Here is a 22,824-nt window from a genome sequence, read left to right as displayed (position 1 = left end):
ACTCTTTACTTCCTTAAGTTCCTAATCCGTTCCAAAAGCGTAGGATGCGAATAATGCATAAACACATACGCGGGGTGTGGTGTTAAGTTACTCAAACTATTTTTTGAAAGTTTTTTAAGCGACGTAATAAGCGGTTCGCCTTTATAGGTGTTTTTGGCATAATCATCAGCTTCATATTCAAACTTTCTTGAAAACCAATTCATAATTAAACCTGTAATTTCCGAAATAGGTGAGTAGAGCAATCCAAAAGCAATCAACCCAATATGAAAACTTGGTATGTTTACACCCAAAGCATTCGATAATAACGGATTTGAAATAAACAACGATAAAATATAAAGTGTTAATCCGGTTAGTAAAATAGAAGCTGTTAAGTTGAAAATAATGTGTTTCTTTTTGTAGTGCCCCACTTCGTGCGCCAAAACCGCCACTATTTCTTCATCCTCCAAATCATTAATTAATGTATCATAAAGCGTAACGCGCTTTTCACTACCAAAACCAGAAAAATAGGCATTGGCTTTGGTGCTTCGTTTCGAGCCATCAATCACAAATATTTTATCGAGCTTAAACCCAACCGTTTCTGCATAGGCTGAAATTTTATCACGCAAACTTCCTGCTTCCAAAGGCGTTTGTTTGTTAAATAATGGGACTATGAGTTTGGAGTAAAACATATTCATAAATACGGTAAACACCGTAACCAAACCCCAGGCATATAGCCAAAAATAACTTCCGGTAGATTGGTAAAACCAAATAATTAAAGCTAAAATACTACCGCCTAAAACAATCATCATGAACCAACTTTTTAATTTATCTAGAAAGAAGGTTGTTTTTGTGGTTTTATTAAACCCGAATTTTTCTTCAATAACAAAGGTGCTGTAATACGAAAAAGGTGTGGTTAAAATGTCGCTACCCAGCATAATAATTCCAAAGAACACTAAAGCAATCCAAATGGGGTTGTCGCTATAACTTCTGGCAATAGTATCTACAAATTCAAAGCCATCAAAAAATAAAAATCCTAAAGTTAATAGTATAGAAAATGTTGAAGTCAGCAACCCAAATTTATAATTAGTTGCTTTATAGTTTTGCGATTTTTTATATTCCGCTTCATCATAAACATCTTGTAATTCTTTAGGAAGCGCATCGTTAAAATGTTTGGCATTTAAAGCATCTAAAATTTTATCAATTATAAAATTGATGATGATGATGGCTATGATGATGTAGAATAATGTTGTTGAAGTCATTAATATAGTATTCAGTTTACAGTTACAGTTTACAGAAATGTCACTTTGCGACTTAGCGAGCTAATTTTATTTAAAATTTCGTTGTCTTTTCGCTTCAAAAATAAGAATTCCTGCCGCAACCGATACATTCATGGAATCTATTTCGCCTTGCATCGGGATAATAATATTTTGCGAAGCATTTTCTAACCACTCATCACTTAACCCAGTAGCTTCTGTACCAACCACAATAGCAGTTGGTTTAGTGAAATCTTGTGTGTTGTAATTTACTGAAGCTTGTAAGGCAGCACAATAAATATGGATGTTTTCAGATTTTAAAAAAGTAATAATTTCAGTGGTTGTTCCTGTAGCAATAGCGTTGGTAAAAACACAACCCACACTAGACCGAATGATGTTTGGGTTGTATAAATCGGTTTTTGGGTTGGCTATAATTACAGCATTTATATTGGCAGCATCGGCAGTTCGTAAAATCGCGCCAATATTTCCGGGTTTTTCGGGTGCTTCGGCCACTAAAATCAATGGGGTTTTGGTGTTGAATTTTAAATCGGCAATTTTATGGTTTTTGCTTTTAGCAACGGCAATCACGCCTTCGGTAGTATCGCGATACGCTAATTTTTGGTACACATCGGCAGTAACCTCAATTAAGTTAATTTGTTGATTTGTTGATTTGTTGATTTGTTCCTCAGAAATTATTTCTGGATTAAATAACACACATTCCAACTCATAGCCACCTTTTAACGCAAGTGTTATTTCACGTTCACCTTCAATTAAAAACAATCCGCTTTTTTTGCGTTCGCGCGACTTATCCTTTAATTGAGCCAATTGTCGAATTAATGGGTTTTGTAAACTGGATATTAATTTTGTAGTCAATTATTTACTATGTTTGTTTCGCAAATTTACGTTATATGAAATGACCGTGATGTGCCAAATGCAAAAATTTATAAATATTTTCCTTTTGGCATTACCTATGTCTTTTAAAAACAATAAAAAATCATAGATGAAATTAAAAATTACTTTTTTGTTTATTGGCTTATTGCCTTTTATAGGTTTTTCTCAGATTGCAGGACCGCCGGCTCCTTGTGGTTATTTTGTGGAATATGCTTGTGATGATAATGAAGATGGTTTTGCGCAATTTAATTTAGTTGAATTATTTCCATTTTCTACTTTTTGTAGAGAAGATAAAGGAAATCCAGAAGATTATTACCCTATAGTTTATTATGAAACGAGTGAGGATATGTATAATGAAACGAATCCTATAATAAATCCGGAAACATACACCAACACATCCAGTTCACAAATCATCTATTACCGGGCTAATAAAATTTCACCAGATAATATAGAATATCTTATAGCGGAAAATTATATAGAAGTAAAAAGATTAGCTTATTCTATACCGGATTATGAACTGTATGGAACTACGCAAGGTGAATCTGTAGAATTTGACTTAACGAGTGTGAATTTGTTATGTATGGGTAATTCAAATGCAAATTATACTATTACTTACCATTTATCCCAGACGGATGCTAGTTCGGGAATAAATTCCATAGCGACTCCTTCAAGTTACTCAATTAATAATTCACAAGATATTTATGTGAGGGGAGAGCATAATTCAACCGATTATGTTGAAATGACTTCATTTGTAATAAGAGTTTTATTTGCAGTCGCTCATGACCCAGTCGTACCTAGCATATACAAGTGTGATTTTGATGAAGATAGGCAAGATGGTATTTATGTTATAGATTTAACAGAATACAATTCTGTAATTTTAGGGAATCAAGACCCTGAAAACTTTACAGTTTCTTACTATGCATCACTATTTGATGCAGATAGCAAGGTGAATATCTTGCCATCAATTTATGCTGTTAGCGATCAACAAACGATCTATGCTAGAGTAGATGAAAATACTATGGGGAGCTATGCGATAACTTCATTTGTTATTTCCATTTTCACACCTCCAATAGTAAGTTCATTAGATCCTTATGAAGTTTGTGATGATGATGGTGACGGAAAGGCTGTATTTGATTTGTCTATAATATGGGATATAATAAATAGTGGGGGGATAACTTATGATATGCCAATGTTCGAGAATTATGAAGATGCTTTAAATGGTGACGGAAACAGCCATTTAGGTTTTGCTAATGATTATTATAATTATACAAATGTTACTAATCCCCAAACCATCTATGTTAAGGTTGAAGATATGGACGGCTTTGGTTGTTATACTATTTTGCCACTTGAATTGGTTGTTAAGGATTGCTCTCAAGCAGGCGTTATAGAAGTCAATGCATTTCATGATGCCAACACCAATACTACTTTCGATACTAATGAAATCAAATTTTTAAGCGGAACACTTACTTACGAAAAAAATAACGATGGTATTCAGCATGTGTTATATACTTCAACTGGAATTTTTAATATCATAAGTGATGTAGAAACGGATACTTATGATATTGGATATAGTATTTATGATGAATTTCAGGATTGTTATAGTTTAACAACTTATTTATACGAAAATGTAAGTGTTACTAATGGAAGTCGCGTTAATTACAATTTTCCAGTTACCAAAATTAAGGAATGTAGCGATGTAGCAGTTTATTTAACACCCGTTAATCCTCCAAGACCAGGGTTTGATTATAGTACCAATTTGATAATACGCAATTTAGGGATTGAAACGATAAGCTCTGGCTCCGTGGAATTTATTAAAGATGATTTGGTAACGTTTAAAAGTGTGTCTTTTGTGGATTCAGGAAATTCAATCACCAATACTTCCACAGGGTTTATTTTAAATTTTAATAATTTACAACCAAATAGTGCAGAACATGTTGTAGTAAATATGAATGTGCCTGTTTCTGTGAATTTAGGAGATTTATTAACAAGTACAGCAACCTATTCGGTTGATGATTTAGATGTATCAAACAACATATCAATACTTACTGAAACCGTTATAGGATCTTACGACCCTAATGACATAGCAGAATCACACGGACCAGAAATTCTTTATGACAATTTTACAACCAATGATTATTTATACTACACAGTAAGATTTCAAAACGTTGGAACTGCCGATGCTATTAGTGTGTCTATCGATAATACATTAGATTCAAAATTAGACAAGTCAACCATTCAAATGCTTAATGCAAGTCACGATTATGTATTTACAAGAACTGATAATCAACTTAATTGGAAGTTTGATAATATACAATTGCCAAGCGAAAGTATGGACGAACCCAACAGCCATGGCTATGTATATTATAAAATAAAACCCACAGCAGGTTATAAAGTAAGTGATATTATACCCAATACTGCTGAAATTTATTTTGACTTTAATCCTGCGGTGGTAACCAATACTTTTGAAACGGAGTTTATTACAACTTTAGCAAGCAAGCAGTTTAATGTGGTTGATTTTTCAATTTTCCCAAACCCCACAAAAGGCTTGGTTGAACTAATATTCAATAACAAAACAAACAGTAAAATTCAGGTTGATGTATATAATATTCAAGGGAAATTGATTCTTAATTCCGAACATGAATTAAAAAATAAGGCGGTACAAATTAATGTGTCCAATTTGAAAAGCGGACTCTATTTTCTAAAAGCTTCAGATGGTTTAAATAACGTTACAAGAAAACTTATTGTAGATTAATTGGTTTTATACGTAATATCTAGTATAGTTACTTGACAAAAATGAAATCAATCTAAAATATAATGAAGAAAATTTTATTACTAGTGATAATTGCTTCCATGGTGTCGTGTAAACAATCATCAGAAGAAAAAAAGACACAAGAAAAAGCTATTGAAAAAGTAGTTATTGCTAAAAATTACCCTGAAAATATCTCAAAAGTATTTGAAGCCCATGGAGGATTAGATACATGGAACAAAATGCAAACTCTCGTGTTTACTATGCAAAAACCAGATGGCGATGAAATTACGACTACTAATTTAATAAACAGGAAATCGCTTATAGAAATGCCAAAACACACCATTGGATATAATGGGGAAGCCGTTTGGTTACAGTCTAAAGATACAGTGGTATATAAAGGAAATCCGAAATTCTATTATAACCTCATGTTCTACTTTTATGCCATGCCTTTTATTTTATCAGATGATGGTATTTTGTATGAAGATGCTGCTCCTTTGGTTTTTGAAGGTAAAAATTATCCAGGTATAAAAATTTCATATGAAGCAGGAATAGGAGAGTCGCCTGATGACGAATATATTTTATATTATGATTCTGAAACCTATAAAATGAGTTGGTTAGCATATACCGTAACCTATTTTTTAAAAGAGAAAGCAAAGGAATTTCATTTTATTAAATATAGCAATTGGCAAACCGTTGAAGGATTGTTATTACCACAAAAATTAACTTGGTATGATTATAAAAATAATTTACCAACCACAAAGCGCAACGATTTACCATTTGTAAACGTTAAGTTATCATTAAAAAAAACTAATAAAGAAATTTTTGAAGTTCCAGCAGGAGCTAAAATAATTGAGTAAAATTAAAAGTTTTTATCTTCAAAATAATTAACCAATAAAGCAACCACATAGCTATAACTCTCCATGCCTTTTGCTTGTTTGTTCGCTTTTAGGTACGAGCTATAGGTTATTTTAAAAAGTGGTTCTAAAGGGTTTTCGTAGGCATCCCAAAAATCACGAGCCTCTTTATAATTATTTAAAACACCTTTATTTACAGTTTGGTAAAGTTCATCAAATAGTGCTTCGTCACGCTTAGAAATTTCATTTAAACAAAAACGCAACGCAAAAGTATAGCCAGAGTAATTAAAGTAAATATCGTCGTGGTTTATAGCGGCTAAGCAACCAATAAAATTAGCTTCGTTTTCGGCAGCATATCCTAACTGATGTGCCATTTCATGCGATGTTGTTGTAGGAAACAAATAAACAGGAATCAAAGCATCAACTTGCGCTTCATTGGTTAGCGGATTTAAATACCCACTAAAACCCATATAAGTTAACGGATAGCTAAACAACGATTTCTTAACGCTTTTTGGATGGTATTCTAAATGGGGAAACGTGTTTTTTAAACGCTCATACCCTAAAGGTGCCAAATTTAAGATGTCCCTTTTGCTGTACGGAATATCAATTTTTAAAGTGTCATTTCCAGCAATTTCAAAGAAAATATTATTTGATTTTTCAATCAGTTTTTTCGTTACTTCAACCAGTTGTTCGGTGGTGTAATCGGTATTCAGATTCAAAGTTTTATGTAGAGGCAAGCGGTAATAATTCAGTCCCCAAAATAAATGAAACGCAAAATAGATTATAGACACAGCACAAACTACATCAACAATCCAGTGTTTCGTGTTTTTAATTAAACGTTTTCGGTTTACGTAAAACCACCTAATAATGTAAATAATGGCCAATGCATATACGAAATCACCAAACGAAAATGGCATCCAACCCAGTGAATATCTAAGAGTTTTAGAGATAAACGGGTAAACCCCTTCACTATAATACTCTTCAATAAACTCAGGATAATGTGATATCCATTTTATGAACAAGAACTGAGGAATCAATAAAAGTGCAATAACAAGTTTTGTGTTTTTCGGCATGCTTCAAAAGTAGTAAAAATTTGTACCTAATCGTCGCTGCATATTTATAAAGGTTTCTTCCTGCTTTCCGTTATATCTTTTTTTCGTACCTCAAAAAAGGATGCCACTTCAATCAGGAGTAACAGCCAAAGTCTGTCCCTTTTTGCTACCTTTGCAAAACTAAAATTAACATCATGAATTCAGAAATAAGACAACTACAACCTACACAACTTTGGAATAAATTTGCCGATTTAAATGCTGTACCACGACCTTCAAAAAAAGAAGAACGCGTTATTGCTTTTATAAAAAACTTTGGAGAAAATTTAGGGTTGGAAACTATTGTTGATGAAGTTGGAAATGTTATTATAAAAAAACCAGCCACCGCAGGTATGGAAAACAGAACTACTGTGGTCATGCAATCGCATTTAGATATGGTGCATCAAAAAAATAACGATACACAATTCGATTTTAATACACAAGGCATAGAAATGTATGTTGATGGCGACTGGGTTCGTGCCAAAGGAACCACTTTGGGTGCCGACAACGGTTTGGGCGTTGCTACCATTATGGCAATTTTAGAAAGTACCGACATACCGCATCCTGCTATTGAAGCATTGTTTACTATTGACGAAGAAACAGGAATGACGGGTGCTATGGGTTTAAAAGAAGGTTTACTTTCTGGTGATATTTTATTGAATTTAGATACCGAAGAAGACGACGAAATTGGTGTGGGTTGTGCTGGCGGAATGGACGTTACTGCAACCAGAACCTATCAAGAAGAAGAAACACCCGAATTTAAAATTGGTTTTAGTATCGTGGTTAAAGGTTTACAAGGTGGACACTCCGGAATGCAAATTCATGAAGGTTTAGGAAATGCCAATAAAATCATGAATCGCTTATTGTTTGATGGTTTTGAAAACTTCGGACTTCGAATTTCAGAAATTAATGGTGGTAGTTTACGTAACGCCATTCCTAGAGAAAGCACAGCTATTGTTGCCGTAGATGCTATTCATGAAGAAACGTTTGTAGCAGAAATTAACGAATTGGCAGAAACTATAAAAACCGAGTTAAAAACCATGGAACCCGATTTAAAAATTGAGGTTTCTAGTTGTGAAACACCTGAGAATATTATGGATTTAGGTGTTCAAGAAGGTTTTACACGCGCCTTATATGCGGCTCAAAACGGGGTATATAGAATGAGTGCCGATATTCCCGAGTTGGTTGAAACTTCTAATAACATTGCTAGGGTAGTGGTTAAAGACGGACAAATTCATGTGGGATGCTTAACACGTTCCTCGGTTGAAAGTTCTAAAATAGATTTAGCAAATACACTACGTTCTACGTTTGAGTTAACAGGTTGCGAAGTAGAGTTTTCGGGCGATTATCCAGGATGGACACCCAATATGAAATCACCTATTTTAAAAGTGCTTTCTAAAATTTATAAGGACATGAATGGGGAAGAAGCACATGTTGCAGCGTGTCATGCGGGTTTAGAATGTGGAATTCTTGGGCAGAATTATCCAGAAATGGATATGATTAGTTTTGGTCCAAACATTAAAGGAGCCCATTCACCCGATGAGCGTGCTCAAATTTCATCGGTTCAAAAATATTGGAAATTTGTTCTGGAAATTTTAAGTAATATCCCATTAAAAAATTAGTTTGATTAATATCTCAATCATTAATTAAGTTTAATGATTGAGATATTATTTAATTAATCCAAACTCCATGGTCGTAAATCCATTTAATTTTTCATAGGGTATTACAGACCATGTACTGTCATCACATTTTTTGTTGGTTTGAGATTGGTATTTTAAATAAAGACCTTTGGGAGTGAAATACCATTCTGGGAATTCCCAAAGCTTAACATCGTTATAATTACACTCAATTGGTTTTTGGGGAGTAATTTTTTCAGGATATAATTCTGTTAACAATGCCAATATTTTGGGACCAAATTCTTTATATCTATATTGAAACCACTCATATTCGCCTTTTTGTAATTCAGGTTGAGGTTTATTTCCAAACCAATACAAATCTTCTAAAATGATTTTTTTTGCATCAATCATCTTAAATGTTTCATGTTCGGTACTGTCTTCACCTTGGTCTCCATAGCATGCTTGATGTGTGTTTATTGAGAAGCTAATTAATTGAGGATTTAAAAAATGTACTTCAAAATTAGAAGTATAATTTCCTTTACTAACAGCATAAACACAAGAATATTTTTCATTAATCATATTTAGATGAATAGCCACTAACTTATCATTAATAGTATCTGCTATTATGTTTTTTTTTGGATTGTTTAACACTCTAAAAAAGGATATTTTAGAAATAGGATCTATGGTGTGTTTTATATAAATTCCTTTTGATATTTTTTCTTTTTTAATATCTGTAAAATAGACGTCTTGCGTTCTGTAGGCATTGAATGGGGTAATGACGTGTTTTTTTATGGCTGAGGTATAAGGATGGTTTAAAGCTTCAATTAAAATAGGCGTTAAAACAAAATTCACTTCTTTTCCATCTTTATACTTCCAGGTTCCGCTCCATATGTTTTTTTCTTTTTCAATTAAGTAAACAGAATCATCTATGATTGTTGTTTTTTTATCTTTGTCCCAGTGTTTTGAATACAAATTAAATTGTCCGTTCTCTAATATTTCACCTTCTAAAATGCTGTCATATTTATCTTTTTTGGTTATGTAACGAGCTGTACAATCTGTACCGTATTCATCTAATTGTATAGCGACCTCTGTTTCCCCAATTTTACCAAATAAGTAATATGTTTTTTCACGATGGGCATAAAGCGACATGATATTAAAATAAAGTAGTAGACTAAATATAAAGGCGCCCTTCATTTTTTAAATAATTATTATAAAGTTAAAAAGTAAAATACAGTTATTTTTTTTGCAAAATGAGTAAATTGCAGTGCAACTTAATTAAAATAATTGTAAAGAAGTGAATGAATTTGTGTTTTATTTAAAGCAAGGTATTAGTCATATTACAGACTTGCAGGGAATTGATCACTTAGTTTTTATTATTACACTTTGTGCTGTTTATCAAATAAGCCAATGGAAAAAAACGCTTATTTTAATAACTGCTTTTACTATAGGACATACTGTTACACTAGCACTTTCAGGGCTTAGTATTATTTCGGTTAATCAACAACTTATAGAGACTTTAATTCCTATTACGATATTGCTAACGGCAATTTATAATATTGTAAAAAAACAGACCTCCAAAAATCAAATACAGATAAATTACTTTTTAGCTTTGTTTTTTGGATTGATACATGGTATGGGGTTCTCTAATTTTTTTCGATCTATGATGATGGGTATTTCAGATGAATCGATAATAGTGCCATTATTTTCATTTAATCTTGGCATTGAATTTGGACAATTGGTAATTATTGGTCTGTTTTTGTTAATTAATTTCTTATTAACAAAGGTGTTTTCTATCCAACACCGCGACTGGAATTTAGTTGTTTCAGGTGCGGGAGGAGGCATTGCCGCAACCATGATTATTGAAGCTTTAATTTAAAGAAATAGTTTTGAAAAATATTAAATATATATTATTTATAGTATTAGTATTTGTTGGAGTATGGTGTGTAAATGCGCATGCCATAAAAATGACTACTGGCAAGCTAATTTTTGACACCCAACATAAAACTTGTGTTCTTACTTTAAATTTCTTTATTGATGATTTTGAAACTGAACTACGTAAAATGTATCCTCAGCCACCTTTTAACTATGAAAACCCAGGGTACGAAATGGAGGATACCATTTATAACTATATATTGGATAATGTAGCGATTAGGTTTGGTGAAATAAAATTGAAACTGAAGTTGAATTCCATCACGAAAATTGAAGATAATGTTTGTCAGGTTAGTTTTAAATCTGAAGTGCCTGATATTCAAAATTTTGATGTTTTCAATATTAAAAACACCCTATTGTTTTCTTCGTTTAATAAGCAATCCAACATATTACATTTGTACGTTAACCAAGAGAAAAGACAAATTATAAGGTTTTTTGCTACAGCACCTATAAGAACCGAAAGGATTTAATAATTTTTAGGGAACTGGATCGTAACCACTTCCACCCCAAGGATGGCAACTAAAAATACGTTTTATAGCCAACCAACCACCTTTTAATAAACCATGTTTTTGTAGTGCCTCTTTGGTGTAATGCGAGCATGTGGGTTGGTATCTACATGTTGCGGGCGTTAATGGGGATAAAAGCATTTGGTACACTTTTATCAAAAATAAAAACGGAGCAATGAGTAGTTTTTTCATGATGCTTTCGTTAACCTGAACTTGTTTCAAGCTCAAATTGGATTCTATATGTTTTGATGTGATTCTGAAATGAATTTTCAGAATGACGGCATAAACTAATTTACAGAAAACGTTGTGCCTTCTTTACCATCTTTTAGTTGAATGCCAGCTTCAGCCAATTCATCACGAATTTTATCTGATAAAGCAAAATCTTTATTTGTGCGAGCATCTTGCCTTAACCTAATTAAAATATCAACAGCACCCGATAATTTGTCGGTTCCTGTATTTTTTTTAGTAACGTTTTCTAGACCTAGTATGTCAAAAGTGAAAATGTTTAAGGTGTCTTTTAAAAGTGATAAATCTTCGGCAGTTAATGTTGCAGTTCCTTCTTTAACTTGATTGATGTATTTAACAGCTTCAAATAAATTAGCGATTAAAATAGGTGAATTAAAATCGTCATTCATAGCATTATAACACGCCTGTTTCCAAGATGTAATATCAATACTAGAAGTTATTGAAGGTTTTAAACTATCTAATAAATTAATGGCATCCATTAATCTGTAAAAGCCTTTTTCGCTTCCCAATAGGCCATCATCTGTTAAATCGAGTACACTTCTATAATGAGCTTGTGCAATAAAAAACCTAATAACGCTTGGAGCAAATGCTTTACTAAAGAAGTTGTTGTTTCCTGAAAGTAGTTCATCTGGATTTACTGTATTTCCGGTAGATTTGGACATGCGTTGTCCGTTCAGCTCCAGCATATTGGCGTGCATCCAATAGTTTACTGGCGATTGTCCTTTTGCTGCTTCATTTTGAGCGATTTCACATTCATGGTGTGGAAATTTTAAATCCATACCGCCACCATGAATATCAAATTGATCTCCAAGATACTTAGTGCTCATAGCGGTACATTCTAAATGCCACCCAGGGAATCCATCACCCCAAGGTGAAGGCCAGCGCATAATGTGTTGAGGTTCCGCTTTTTTCCAAAGGGCAAAATCTTGTGGGTTTTTTTTATCGCTTTGACCGTCTAATTCTCTTGTATTGTGAATTAAATCCTCCAATTTACGTTTGCTTAATTTTCCGTAATTGTTAGTTTCATTAAATTTATGAACATCAAAATAAACCGAACCGTTTACTTCATAAGCATAACCATTAGCAATAATATCTTTAATAAGTTCAATTTGTTCAATAATATGACCAGTAGCAGTAGGCTCGATGCTTGGAGGTAAAAAATTGAACGTGTTTAATATATTATGGAAATCTACGGTGTAGCGTTGCACTACTTCCATAGGTTCTATTTGTTCTATACGAGCTTTTTTGGTTATTTTATCTTCACCAGCATCAGCATCGTTTTCTAAATGACCTGCATCTGTTATATTCCTTACATAGCGTACCTTGTACCCAAGATGTTTTAAGTAACGGAAAATCATATCAAACGACATAAAAGTTCTCACGTTTCCTAAATGCACATTGCTATAAACCGTTGGTCCGCAAACATACATGCCTACATAGCCCTCGTTAATAGGTTTAAAATTTTCTTTGGTACCAGTAAGTGAATTGTAGATTTTTATTTGATGCTGCGGAAAAAGATGCATTGTAGTTTAATGTTAAGCTGTTTAAAACTTTGTTTCTAACTTGATGTAATCTAAAAATTCTCTACGTGTAGTTTCTTCTTTAAATTTTCCTCCAAACTCAGAGGTTACGGTGCTGCAATCAACATCTCTAATGCCTCTAGAATTTACACACAAATGTTTGGCATCAATAACACAAGCTACATCTTGGGTTTTTAAAACTTCTTGAAGTTCTTTTACAATTTGAATGGTTAAGCGCTCTTGTACTTGTGGGCGTTTTGCGTAATAATCTACGATACGGTTCATTTTAGATAACCCAACTACCGAACCGTTTGAAATATAAGCAATATGAGCTTTCCCAACTATGGGTAATAAATGGTGCTCGCAAGTTGAGTAAACTGTAATGTTTTTCTCAACCAGCATTTCACCATATTTATACTTGTTTTCGAAAGTTGAAGCGCTTGGTTTTTTCTTTGGGTCCAAACCTCCAAAAATTTCTTTAACAAACATTTTAGCAACACGGTTTGGTGTGCCATTTAAACTGTCGTCTGTTAAATCTAATCCTAGGGTTTCCATAATGTGGCGTACATCATCCTTGATTATATCTATTTTTTCTTCATTAGAAAGTTTGAAAGCATCACGTCTTAATGGTGTATCAAACGATGTTCCTATGTGGTCGTCTCCTAAAGATTCGAATTCTTCTATGTTATTTTCAATTTTCATCTATCAACTAAATCACGATTTTGGTCTGCAAAGATAAGCAAAACACTTTTCTTATGTTTTGTATTAACAAACAATTAATTTGCTTCCTTTTATTAATCGAATGACTTAAAAAAACAAAAGCCTGAATTTAAAAAAAAAAAATCAGGCTTTTTAAAATTCTTAAGATCCCATTTAAATATTAAAGCTTAAAGACAAGGTTATGTTAGAATTTGTTTTGTCAATTACGGCGGCATCGGTTAAACCTACATTATATAAAGGTGTTTCATTAGTACGATTCGCTTGATCGAAAGTAACATCAAGTTTAGTGTTTCCAAAATTGTAACCAATACCTAGCGAGTAGCCAGTTAAATCGCCTATAGTAACACCATCTTTATATGGGCTTTCTTCAAAACGATAACCGCCTCTTAAACTAAATTGCTTGATTTTATATTCGCCACCCAATCTGTAAGTAGAGGCATCTGTAAGTGCATTGCTAATTACTGCGTTTTGGTCTGCAAAAAAGGTGTCAGATTCTGGTTTAAACTTTGTTTTACTATAATCTTTTTTAGAATAATCAAAACTTAATAAACCTTGTGTTCCAAAAACATAAGCTAAACTTCCTGTTATTTTTGAAGGTGTTTGTAGTTTGTATCGTGGATATACGTTTACTGTTTGTGGGTTTATTCTAACAGGAGGGTTTGCATTGTCATAAGTTGAAAGGCTTTGACTTGTTTCTTCTTCAATAGAGTACCAAGTAGGCGAGTCGAAAGCAACACCGAATCTAAATTCAGGGCTTAGTTTTATGATACCTCCTAGTTGAAATGAGAATCCATTACCGGTAGTAGATAAGTAATTGTCAAAATCTATTCGGGTTATTTGTGAGCCGGCACTTGTATCTTCAATTAATGATGTTGATTTTTGATAATCAATAAAGTGAGAATTTAAATTTAAACCTAAATATAAATTATCTTCATATTGGGTAGCCATATTAAAAGATATTTTACCATTGTATCCTGTGGAAGTATAAAGATAATCATGCTCAAAATTGCCATCTACTAAATTTGAAAAGTATGTAGTGTTGGCATCATCATCAGCATCTGGTTCTAAAATATAAGATTCGAAACCTAAAAAAGCTTGTTGATGTGCAAAACCATAAACATTACCAATATCAGTATAGGCATCAGCTAAAGTTTCACCAGGTAAAGTGGAAATTTGGTCCAATCGTTTTCCATCAGCATAATTTAAAAAATATAAATCGATTGATTGATTGTTTGGGTTGGTTCCTACCGCATTCCAATTATCATCATAATTGTTTGTTCTGTCATACGCAACACCTATTGAAAATTTTCTCCAAGGCGAATTATTTCTACTTTCAAAAACAAAGGCAGCACCTCCTTGATTGATATCAAAATTGGAAGTGTTACTTGTGGTAAACCCGTTAAAATATTGGGTGTCGATTGAAGTGTCAACATTCGATAAGGTGAAAGAAGCATGACTTTGGCTAAACACAGCAGAACTTGCAGGGTTTATGCTAACAGCACTCATGTCGCCACCCAAGGCTCCAAAAGCACCACTTAAGGCTCTGAAACGAGCGGTTCCTTGAATTTCACTTTGCGAGTAGCGCAACGCATCACTTATATCTTGTGCGTTTAATGAGCACACCGATAGCATGCCTATAAATAGTAGGTTTAACTTTTTCATAGTGTATTTTTTTTGTTTTTTGAGATTTATCAACGTCTTCCGCCTCCACTTGAGGAACCAGAACTTCTGCTACTTCCAGAACTGCCGCTTGAAGATCTTGAACTACTGTTGCTTGAAGAAGCACTAGAGCTTCTACTAGGCGTATAAGTAGAATTGCTTGATGAAGAGGGGCTCGAGTATGTTCTTCGTGAATTATTACTGTTTGAAGGTGTATAAGTGTTTCCAGAGCTTCGTCTTACTGTGGAAGTAGAAGATGATCTGGTAGTAGAATTCGCAGAAGGAGTACTGTATGTTGTTCTTCTTTGGGTATTTGAATAAACACGTGTTCCGTTAGAATTGTTTTGTCTCGAATTATAGGCTGAATTTGGTGAACTAGTGTTCACACTACTTCTTCTGGAAGTGTTGTACTTCGAAGTGTTTCCAGAATTAACCGTATTGCCTCTTCTAGAAGTGCTATAATTATTATTGCTACTTAAGCTTCCAGAGTTGCTGCTATAATTGCTGCCTCTTCTACTGGTGCTGTAAGATACATTACGTCTATTGTAATAGCCGTTATTCCCGTAAAACCCATAATTATTATACCTATTATATCCATAGTATCTATAAGGATTGCCATAATATCCATAACCCCAAGGGTTGTAACCCCAACTATTGTAAAAACCACCGTAAAATCCTGAATTCCAATACGGGTCGTAATAGCCCCAAGTATTCCATCCTCTGTTCCAGCGATTATTCCATCCCCAGCCATACATAAATGGATCATTCCAACCCCAGTTATTCCAACCGCTATTTACATAGTTTATGGTAACATTGGTGTTCGTTTGTCCCCAGCCTCCGTAACCTTGGTAGTTATTAGTTAAAGAATCATTTTCATTATAGTTGTTACCCTCATAAGCATCTATATCGGTAAAAATCTCGTTGTTAGATGTCATGTACTCTGTTTCCAAAGATTTATTCTTAAAGTAATTTTGGTAATAATTACTGTTTGAATTCTGAGGTACTTCAACAACGGTTTCTTCATACTGTACGGTTCTAGTTGTGCTACCATAAATACCGTCATTATCTACACCAACATATTGATATGAACCACATGAGTATAAGCTAAATACTAAGCTAAGAATTGCCAAGTATGGCATTTTTTTTATTAAGTAGGTATTTAATTGCATATCTCTTGATTTTTATTGTTGAACATAACAAAAATAGTTAGTTTTGCTGAACTATTTTTTTATTTAACATAAGCACAATATTTGTGCCAAAACACATATATGAGTAAAAAACTTACTAGTAGGGCGGAAGATTATTCCAAATGGTATAACGAATTGGTTGTTAAAGCAGACCTAGCAGAGAATTCGGCGGTTCGTGGTTGTATGGTAATTAAACCTTATGGATATGCTATTTGGGAAAAAATGCAGGCAGAATTGGATAAAATGTTTAAAGAAACAGGCCATCAAAACGCCTATTTTCCATTATTTGTGCCAAAAAGTTTATTTGAAGCTGAAGAAAAAAACGCTGAAGGATTTGCAAAAGAATGCGCTATTGTAACACATTACAGATTACAAGCCGATCCAGATAAACCTGGTAAATTACGTGTAGACCCAGAAGCAAAACTTGAAGAAGAATTAATAGTGCGCCCAACAAGTGAAGCTATTATTTGGAATACTTATAGAAACTGGATTCAATCTTACAGAGATTTACCCATATTAATAAACCAATGGGCTAATGTGGTACGTTGGGAAATGCGAACCCGCTTATTTTTGCGTACCGCAGAATTTTTATGGCAAGAAGGGCATACTGCCCATCAAACCAAAGCAGAGGCCATGGCGGAAGCTAGATTGATGAATAATGTATATGCAACGTTTGCTGAAAACTTCATGGCAATTCCTGTGGTACAAGGTGTGAAAACCGAGAGTGAGCGTTTCGCAGGTGCAGACGAAACGTTTTGTATTGAAGCATTAATGCAAGATGGAAAGGCGTTGCAAGCGGGAACTTCGCATTTTTTAGGGCAGAACTTTGCTAAAGCTTTTGATGTTAAGTTTGCCAATAAAGAAGGTAAACAAGATTATGTTTGGGCAACTTCTTGGGGAGTTTCTACCCGTTTAATGGGTGCTTTAATTATGACGCATAGTGATGATAACGGATTGGTGTTGCCACCAAGCTTAGCGCCAAACCAAGTGGTTATTGTTCCTATATATAAGAGTGATGAAGAGTTTGATGCTGTTTCGAAAGTAGCTAAAAGTATTCAAAGTGAATTAAGAGCTAAAGGTATCACGGTTAAGTTTGATGATAGAGATACGCAACGCCCTGGTGCTAAATTTGCTCAACACGAATTGCAAGGCGTGCCTTTACGTATAGCTATAGGACCAAAAGATTTACAAAACGGTACGGTTGAACTAGCAAGACGCGATACTTTAACAAAAGAAGTAGTTGCTTTAAATAATTTAACCCAAACAGTTGAAAGTTTGCTAAAAGAAATTCAAGAGGCATTATTTAAAAAAGCATTGGATTTCAGAGATAGTCATATTACTGAGGTGAATTCTTTTGAAGAATTTAAAGATGTTTTAGAGAAAAAGACAGGATTTGTTTCTGCACATTGGGATGGTACTAACGAAACTGAAGAAAAGATAAAAGAACTTACAAAAGCAACAATTAGATGTATTCCTTTGGAAATGAAGGAGGAAAAAGGAGTCTGCATACATTCAGGAAAGCCTTCAAAAGGCAGGGTTTTGTTTGCAAAAGCATACTAATAATTTTTTTTTAAAAAAGTTTGCGTAGCTATTGTGACATTTAAAAATAGTTGTATTTTTGCATCCGCAATGGAAACGTTGTAAGTTATTTGAAAAAATAGTTGAGCAAATTTTAAATTTTTAAGTTGTACATTTAAAAATTAAATTTATCTTTGCACACTCAAAAAACAAATGGCCCGTTCGTCTATCGGCTAGGACGCCAGGTTTTCATCCTGGTAAGAGGGGTTCGATTCCCCTACGGGCTACAATTTTTAAAAAAAAATAAAGTATAAAATGGCAAATCATAAGTCAGCATTAAAAAGAATAAGAAGTAACGAAGCTAAGCGTTTGGTTAATAAATATCAGCATAAAACAACTCGTAATGCTATTAAAAAATTACGTGAGTTAACTGATAAGAAAGAAGCTGAGGCATTATTTCCTTCTGTAGTTTCTATGTTAGATAGATTAGCTAAGAAAAATGTTATTCATTTCAATAAAGCGGCTAACCTTAAATCTGGTTTAGCTAAGCATATTGCTGCGCTTTAAAACTTTCATTTTTAAAAGTATTTAAAAGCTTCTCCATATCGAGAAGCTTTTTTTATGAACTTTTTTTATGCATATGGCAGTGTCTGTAGAATTATTTGATTAGTTAAAATAAAATGTAAAATCATAGAATAAATAGCCGTATTTGATTTCTAAAAATCTAAATTTGCAAATACAATAAATAAATTATTCACATAAATATTACCCTTTTGGAAAATAAAGCAGCACACAAATTAATTGATAAAATCCTGAATGATCTTGATAAAACAGGTATTAACACAGATGCATTAATTAACGATATTAAAGAGTTAAGAGCTTATGCCTTAGAAGAGCAAATTCCTTTAGTAGTTAAGGTTTTAAGACTTGCTCATGAGCATATTGAGGAGAATAACTCTTTTTTAATACCGATGCTTGTTGATGAAGAAGATGGAGATGTTGGGAATGACGTAGAAAACGAACCTGTTGAAAGCTTGAAATACTTAATTGCACTTATAAAAAATCTGAATAACAAAATTAATATATCAGACTTAAAAGAGTATAGAGATCTTTTAAATCAATATTAGTTAGAAGTCATTTCTGAATTAATAATTAAAAAGCCTTAACAGAAATTAGTTAAGGCTTTTTGGTTTAGTTTAATGTTTAGTTAGTATGCTATCCATTCATGGATATTAAAAATTCTTCGTTGTTTCTGGTTTGTTTAAAACGATCATTGATGAACTCCATAGCTTCAACAGGGTTCATGTCTGCAAGGTATTTGCGCATTACCCACATGCGTTGTATGGTGTTTTCATCTAGTAATAAATCGTCTCGACGCGTGCTTGATGATGTTAAATCGATAGCAGGGAAAATACGACGGTTAGAGATTTTTCTATCCAACTGTAACTCCATATTACCTGTACCTTTAAATTCTTCAAAAATTACTTCGTCCATTTTAGAACCTGTTTCAGTTAAGGCCGTAGCTATAATGGTTAAAGAACCGCCATTTTCTATATTACGAGCTGCACCAAAGAAACGTTTAGGTTTGTGTAAGGCATTAGCATCTACACCACCACTTAATATTTTACCAGAAGCAGGTTGAACTGTATTGTAAGCTCTGGCCAAACGTGTAATAGAATCTAAAAGAATCACTACATCGTGTCCGCATTCTACCAATCGTTTTGCTTTTTCTAATACAATATCGGCAATTTTAACGTGTTCGTGCGCTTCTTTATCAAAAGTTGAAGAAATAACTTCACCACGTACGTTACGTTGCATATCGGTAACCTCTTCTGGGCGTTCGTCAATCAGTAAAATCATTAAATATACTTCAGGATGGTTGGCAGCAATAGCATTGGCAACATCTTTAAGTAACATGGTTTTACCAGTTTTTGGTTGCGATACAATCATACCACGTTGTCCTTTTCCAATTGGTGAAAACAAATCCATAATTCGTGTAGAAATAGTGCTTTGCTTTTCAGCTAAATTGAATTTCTCTTTAGGAAATAATGGTGTTAAATGTTCGAAAGACACACGGTCTCTAACAACCTCAGGTTTTTGTCCATTAATTCTTATTACCTTAATTAATGGGAAGTATTTCTCACCTTCTTTTGGAGGTCTTACGTTTCCAAGAACGGTATCTCCTTTTTTCAAACCAAAAAGTCTGATTTGTGATTGCGATACATAAATATCATCAGGAGAAGATAAATAATTGTAATCTGATGAACGTAAAAAACCATAGCCATCTTGCATAACATCTAAAACACCTTCGCTTTCAATAATAGCATCAAATTCATAATCTGGCTCGCGGTAACGATTTCTAGTGTCTTTATTTCCCGCGTCAACATTAACGTTACCGTTCTTTTGGTTTTTATGTTGATTTTTTTGAGGCTGATTCTGGTTGTGTTCTCTTTTTTGATTAGCTGGTTTTTGTTGATTGTCATTGGTGCGCTCATTCTGAACTCTAGGTTTAGGAGCATTAACAGTTTGTTTAGTTTCTTGAGGCGCTTTCTCTGTTTTTTCAACAGAAGAGGCTGCTTTTTCAACTATAGGTTTTTGCTCTTGTTGTTTTATGGGCGTATTTTTAACAGGCTTTACAACGCGTTGTCTAGGTCTTTTTGTTTCCTTTTTTTCAGGAGTATTAACTGTAGGTTGTGGTGTTGGTTCTGTTACAGCTGCTACAGCTTTTGGGTTGGTAGCTTGATGATCTAGTATTTGATAAACTAAATCTGCTTTTTTTAACGAACGATACTTTGGGACGTTCAATTTTTGTGCAATCTCCTGTAAGTCAGAGAGCTTCTTTTCGTTTAATTGTGAAATTTCAAACATTGATGTTTAATATAAATGTATTTTGAATAAAAATTTGAGTTATTCTGAAAAAAAATGAATTTTATTCTGAAGAATTAACAACCTCTCTTAGTGGTTGTTGAGAATTATTACTGCAATTATACAACTTTATTTTAATTTTTTGCATTTATTTTACAAAAGAAACTATTATTTTTGCCATCTAGTATTTTACATTTATATGTTACAACGCATCCAAACGGTTTACCTTTTAATCGCAGCAATAATATCCGCTGGGTTAATATTTGTATTGCATTTATGGGTAACCAATGCCGATGTAATAGTATATGCAAAAGATAATTTGTTGTATTTAAGCATGTTTCTTGGGTCGGCATTATTATCTATAATTACCATATTTAAGTATAAAAACAGGAAGTCTCAATTTATGTTGGGTCGACTTAACATCATATTAAACTTTATTTTACTAGGATTTTTTGTGTATCAATCTCTAAATGTATCTGGAGAAACGGCGGTTTCTGAGAAAGGTATTGGGATGCTTCTTCCTATTGTTTCTATCGTGTTATTGGCTTTAGCCAATAAGGCCATCAAGAAGGACGAAGAACTCGTAAAATCTGTAGATCGATTGCGATAAACCTAACATCTTAGTAGTATTAGTGCGTTAAAACCCAAAGTGAAAGCTTTGGGTTTTTTATTTTTATAATTTGGGCGTTTACCCTAAAGGGTCGGGCTATCCGTTACAAGTCCGCGCTCCTACGTCGCTGTGGGCTTTCCACTTCTATCCCTAACGCAACTATCCGCCTGTTTAAACCTTTAATCAATGTGCCGGTATTTCTGCGAAAGCAAGAGTTAAAACCCAATTTACATAAACAAAAAAGTCTGGAAATTTTCCAGACTTTTTAAACTTTTACCGAAGTAAAAGACTATTTTATTTCAACAAGTTCTAAATCGAACGTTAAATCTTGCCCTGCTAATGGGTGGTTAGCATCTATAATGATGTGTTCTTCATGAACTTCTGCTACGCGAAATTGCACTTCAGATCCATCAGGGTTTTTTGAAGCTAATCCCATACCAACTTCAGGTGCCATGTCCTGTGGTAATTGATCTCTTTTTACTTCGTGAAACAATTCTTTTTGTACCTCGCCGTAAGCTTCAGCAACAGGAATATTAATTGTTTTTTTTTCATTAACCTTCATGTTTACCATGCCTTTTTCAAAACCAGGAATCAACATGCCTTGTCCTAAAGTTATTTCTAACGGTTCTCTTTCTAAAGAACTGTCAAAAATTTGGCCATTGCTTAATTTTCCTGTGTAATGAACTCTTACAGTATCATTCTCTTTTACTTGACTCATAAATAATTATGTTTTCTATTTTTAAATAGCCACAAAACTACAATTAATGAATAGAACAGCATAATTTGAGCCAATTAATGCTGTTATTTATGGGAATATTAACATTAAAGATGAGGAAACTGACTTAAAAAGTTGAATTATTAGTCATTGCGAGGCACGAAGCAATCTTTTTATTATTAACTCTAACTCATGAGAAGGCTTCGTACCTCGCCATGACGTAAAGAATAAGGTTTTTAGTGAGATTCGATAAAGGGATAACGTAAATAAAAGATTTATAAACTACTTAGGAAACTCAATCACTTCCAAATTATCAATTTTAGTACCATCGATAGTAAAACGAAGCATCGTACGCACTTTATGAAATCCATGTTTGCCAACAGCACCCGGATTTATGTGTAGTAAATTCAGCTTTTTATCAGGCATCACTTTTAAAATGTGTGAATGCCCACAAATAAATAGTTTTGGAGGGTTAGCTCTAATGTCTTCTCGAACTCTTACGTTATAAGCACCTGGGTAACCACCTATATGGGTTATCCAAACATCGACCCCTTCGCACATAAACCGATTGTTTTCGGGGAATTCGCCTCTAATTTTAGCCTCGTCAATATTTCCATAAACAGCTCGCAACGGTTTCAGCTCTTTTATGGCATCACTTACTTTTAAATCGCCAATATCACCTGCATGCCAAACTTCATCGGCTTGTTTTACGTATTTTAAAATAGCGTCATCTATATAACTATGCGTATCGGAAAGTAAAAGTATTTTTGTCATTAATTTTATTGTAATCTTTTAATATATAATTAAGATTGTTGCCTTACTCATAAATTCTTATTTTTATTATATGGAATTCGTGAATCTTCGATTTCGCAGGAACAACAAAACTGTCTATATTTGCTTTTTCAACAAAAGTATAAAA

General features: G+C 33.5%; 21 protein-coding genes and 1 tRNA gene. 10 read left to right on the top strand and 12 right to left on the bottom strand.

The genetic code is table 11. The features are described from left to right. Window positions 1-5 precede the first annotated feature (5 nt). Window positions 6-1,238: a M48 family metallopeptidase gene (locus VP395_RS11270; protein WP_346242112.1), complete on the bottom strand. Its 1,233-nt coding sequence runs from the start codon at window positions 1,236-1,238 to the stop codon at window positions 6-8. Between the two features lie 66 nt (window positions 1,239-1,304). Further along, on the bottom strand, window positions 1,305-2,105 hold the full coding sequence (locus VP395_RS11265) for a TrmH family RNA methyltransferase (RefSeq protein ID WP_346242111.1): 801 nt from the start codon (window positions 2,103-2,105) through the stop codon (window positions 1,305-1,307). A gap of 127 nt (window positions 2,106-2,232) precedes the next feature. Between VP395_RS11265 and VP395_RS11260 the strand changes: the two genes are divergently transcribed. After that, window positions 2,233-4,875, top strand: coding sequence for a T9SS type A sorting domain-containing protein (locus VP395_RS11260; RefSeq protein WP_346242110.1), 2,643 nt, complete (start codon window positions 2,233-2,235; stop codon window positions 4,873-4,875). A 62-nt stretch (window positions 4,876-4,937) separates the two neighbouring features. Beyond that, window positions 4,938-5,729: a DUF6503 family protein gene (locus VP395_RS11255; protein ID WP_346242109.1), complete on the top strand. Its 792-nt coding sequence runs from the start codon at window positions 4,938-4,940 to the stop codon at window positions 5,727-5,729. Window positions 5,730-5,731: 2 nt separating this feature from the next. On the opposite strand, the gene VP395_RS11250 is transcribed toward VP395_RS11255, so the two are convergent. Beyond that, window positions 5,732-6,799 (bottom strand): DUF3810 domain-containing protein, encoded by a 1,068-nt coding sequence (locus VP395_RS11250; protein WP_346242108.1) that lies wholly within the window; start codon window positions 6,797-6,799, stop codon window positions 5,732-5,734. A gap of 173 nt (window positions 6,800-6,972) precedes the next feature. On the opposite strand from VP395_RS11250, the gene VP395_RS11245 reads away from it, so the two are divergent. Further along, window positions 6,973-8,436, top strand: a complete 1,464-nt coding sequence (locus VP395_RS11245) for an aminoacyl-histidine dipeptidase (protein WP_346242107.1) — start codon at window positions 6,973-6,975, stop codon at window positions 8,434-8,436. A gap of 45 nt (window positions 8,437-8,481) precedes the next feature. Here VP395_RS11245 and VP395_RS11240 read toward each other — a convergent pair whose 3' ends face one another. After that, complete coding sequence (locus VP395_RS11240) at window positions 8,482-9,624, bottom strand: hypothetical protein (protein ID WP_346242106.1); 1,143 nt, start codon at window positions 9,622-9,624, stop codon at window positions 8,482-8,484. Between the two features lie 100 nt (window positions 9,625-9,724). On the opposite strand from VP395_RS11240, the gene VP395_RS11235 reads away from it, so the two are divergent. Beyond that, window positions 9,725-10,306 carry a HupE/UreJ family protein gene (locus VP395_RS11235; RefSeq protein WP_346242105.1) on the top strand — a complete coding sequence of 194 codons (582 nt, stop codon included), beginning with the start codon at window positions 9,725-9,727 and terminating at the stop codon, window positions 10,304-10,306. A gap of 10 nt (window positions 10,307-10,316) precedes the next feature. Beyond that, on the top strand, window positions 10,317-10,829 hold the full coding sequence (locus VP395_RS11230; protein ID WP_346242104.1) for a DUF6702 family protein: 513 nt from the start codon (window positions 10,317-10,319) through the stop codon (window positions 10,827-10,829). Window positions 10,830-10,835: 6 nt separating this feature from the next. Here VP395_RS11230 and yidD read toward each other — a convergent pair whose 3' ends face one another. From yidD to VP395_RS11205, 5 genes are all read right to left on the bottom strand, one after another. Beyond that, a complete protein-coding gene (gene yidD / locus VP395_RS11225) occupies window positions 10,836-11,057 on the bottom strand; it encodes a membrane protein insertion efficiency factor YidD (protein ID WP_346242103.1) in 222 nt (73 codons plus the stop codon). Window positions 11,058-11,152: 95 nt separating this feature from the next. After that, window positions 11,153-12,634 (bottom strand): cysteine--tRNA ligase, encoded by a 1,482-nt coding sequence (gene cysS, locus VP395_RS11220; RefSeq protein ID WP_346242102.1) that lies wholly within the window; start codon window positions 12,632-12,634, stop codon window positions 11,153-11,155. Window positions 12,635-12,655: 21 nt separating this feature from the next. Beyond that, window positions 12,656-13,333, bottom strand: a complete 678-nt coding sequence (gene folE, locus VP395_RS11215; protein ID WP_346242101.1) for a GTP cyclohydrolase I FolE — start codon at window positions 13,331-13,333, stop codon at window positions 12,656-12,658. A 171-nt stretch (window positions 13,334-13,504) separates the two neighbouring features. After that, a complete protein-coding gene (locus VP395_RS11210) occupies window positions 13,505-15,013 on the bottom strand; it encodes an outer membrane protein transport protein (protein ID WP_346242100.1) in 1,509 nt (502 codons plus the stop codon). A gap of 29 nt (window positions 15,014-15,042) precedes the next feature. Further along, window positions 15,043-16,179 (bottom strand): hypothetical protein, encoded by a 1,137-nt coding sequence (locus tag VP395_RS11205; RefSeq protein WP_346242099.1) that lies wholly within the window; start codon window positions 16,177-16,179, stop codon window positions 15,043-15,045. 99 nt (window positions 16,180-16,278) lie between these two features. Between VP395_RS11205 and proS the strand changes: the two genes are divergently transcribed. From proS to VP395_RS11185, 4 genes are all read left to right on the top strand, one after another. After that, the gene (gene proS, locus VP395_RS11200) at window positions 16,279-17,757 is read left to right on the top strand and encodes a proline--tRNA ligase (RefSeq protein ID WP_346242098.1); all 1,479 of its coding nucleotides are present in this window, start codon (window positions 16,279-16,281) and stop codon (window positions 17,755-17,757) included. Between the two features lie 173 nt (window positions 17,758-17,930). Next, a tRNA-Glu gene (locus VP395_RS11195) sits at window positions 17,931-18,002 on the top strand. 28 nt (window positions 18,003-18,030) lie between these two features. After that, window positions 18,031-18,282: a 30S ribosomal protein S20 gene (gene rpsT / locus VP395_RS11190; protein WP_132218587.1), complete on the top strand. Its 252-nt coding sequence runs from the start codon at window positions 18,031-18,033 to the stop codon at window positions 18,280-18,282. Between the two features lie 206 nt (window positions 18,283-18,488). Further along, complete coding sequence (locus tag VP395_RS11185) at window positions 18,489-18,842, top strand: hypothetical protein (RefSeq protein WP_346242097.1); 354 nt, start codon at window positions 18,489-18,491, stop codon at window positions 18,840-18,842. 88 nt (window positions 18,843-18,930) lie between these two features. Here VP395_RS11185 and rho read toward each other — a convergent pair whose 3' ends face one another. Then, window positions 18,931-20,583, bottom strand: coding sequence for a transcription termination factor Rho (rho, locus tag VP395_RS11180; RefSeq protein WP_346242096.1), 1,653 nt, complete (start codon window positions 20,581-20,583; stop codon window positions 18,931-18,933). 196 nt (window positions 20,584-20,779) lie between these two features. Here rho and VP395_RS11175 point away from each other — a divergent pair, with 196 nt between their 5' ends. Beyond that, entirely contained in the window at window positions 20,780-21,190 is a 411-nt protein-coding gene (locus VP395_RS11175; protein ID WP_346242095.1) for a DUF4293 domain-containing protein, read from the top strand. A 289-nt stretch (window positions 21,191-21,479) separates the two neighbouring features. On the opposite strand, the gene VP395_RS11170 is transcribed toward VP395_RS11175, so the two are convergent. Then, window positions 21,480-21,908, bottom strand: a complete 429-nt coding sequence (locus VP395_RS11170; protein ID WP_346242094.1) for an FKBP-type peptidyl-prolyl cis-trans isomerase — start codon at window positions 21,906-21,908, stop codon at window positions 21,480-21,482. Between the two features lie 279 nt (window positions 21,909-22,187). Then, window positions 22,188-22,679 carry a metallophosphoesterase family protein gene (locus VP395_RS11165; RefSeq protein ID WP_346242093.1) on the bottom strand — a complete coding sequence of 164 codons (492 nt, stop codon included), beginning with the start codon at window positions 22,677-22,679 and terminating at the stop codon, window positions 22,188-22,190. Window positions 22,680-22,824: the final 145 nt, after the last annotated feature.

Source organism: Mariniflexile soesokkakense (assembly GCF_039650365.1).
GTDB classification, from domain to species: domain Bacteria; phylum Bacteroidota; class Bacteroidia; order Flavobacteriales; family Flavobacteriaceae; genus Mariniflexile; species Mariniflexile soesokkakense.
The sequence above is the reverse complement of the archived record's forward strand: the minus strand, read 5'-3'. Positions and strand labels throughout refer to the sequence as shown.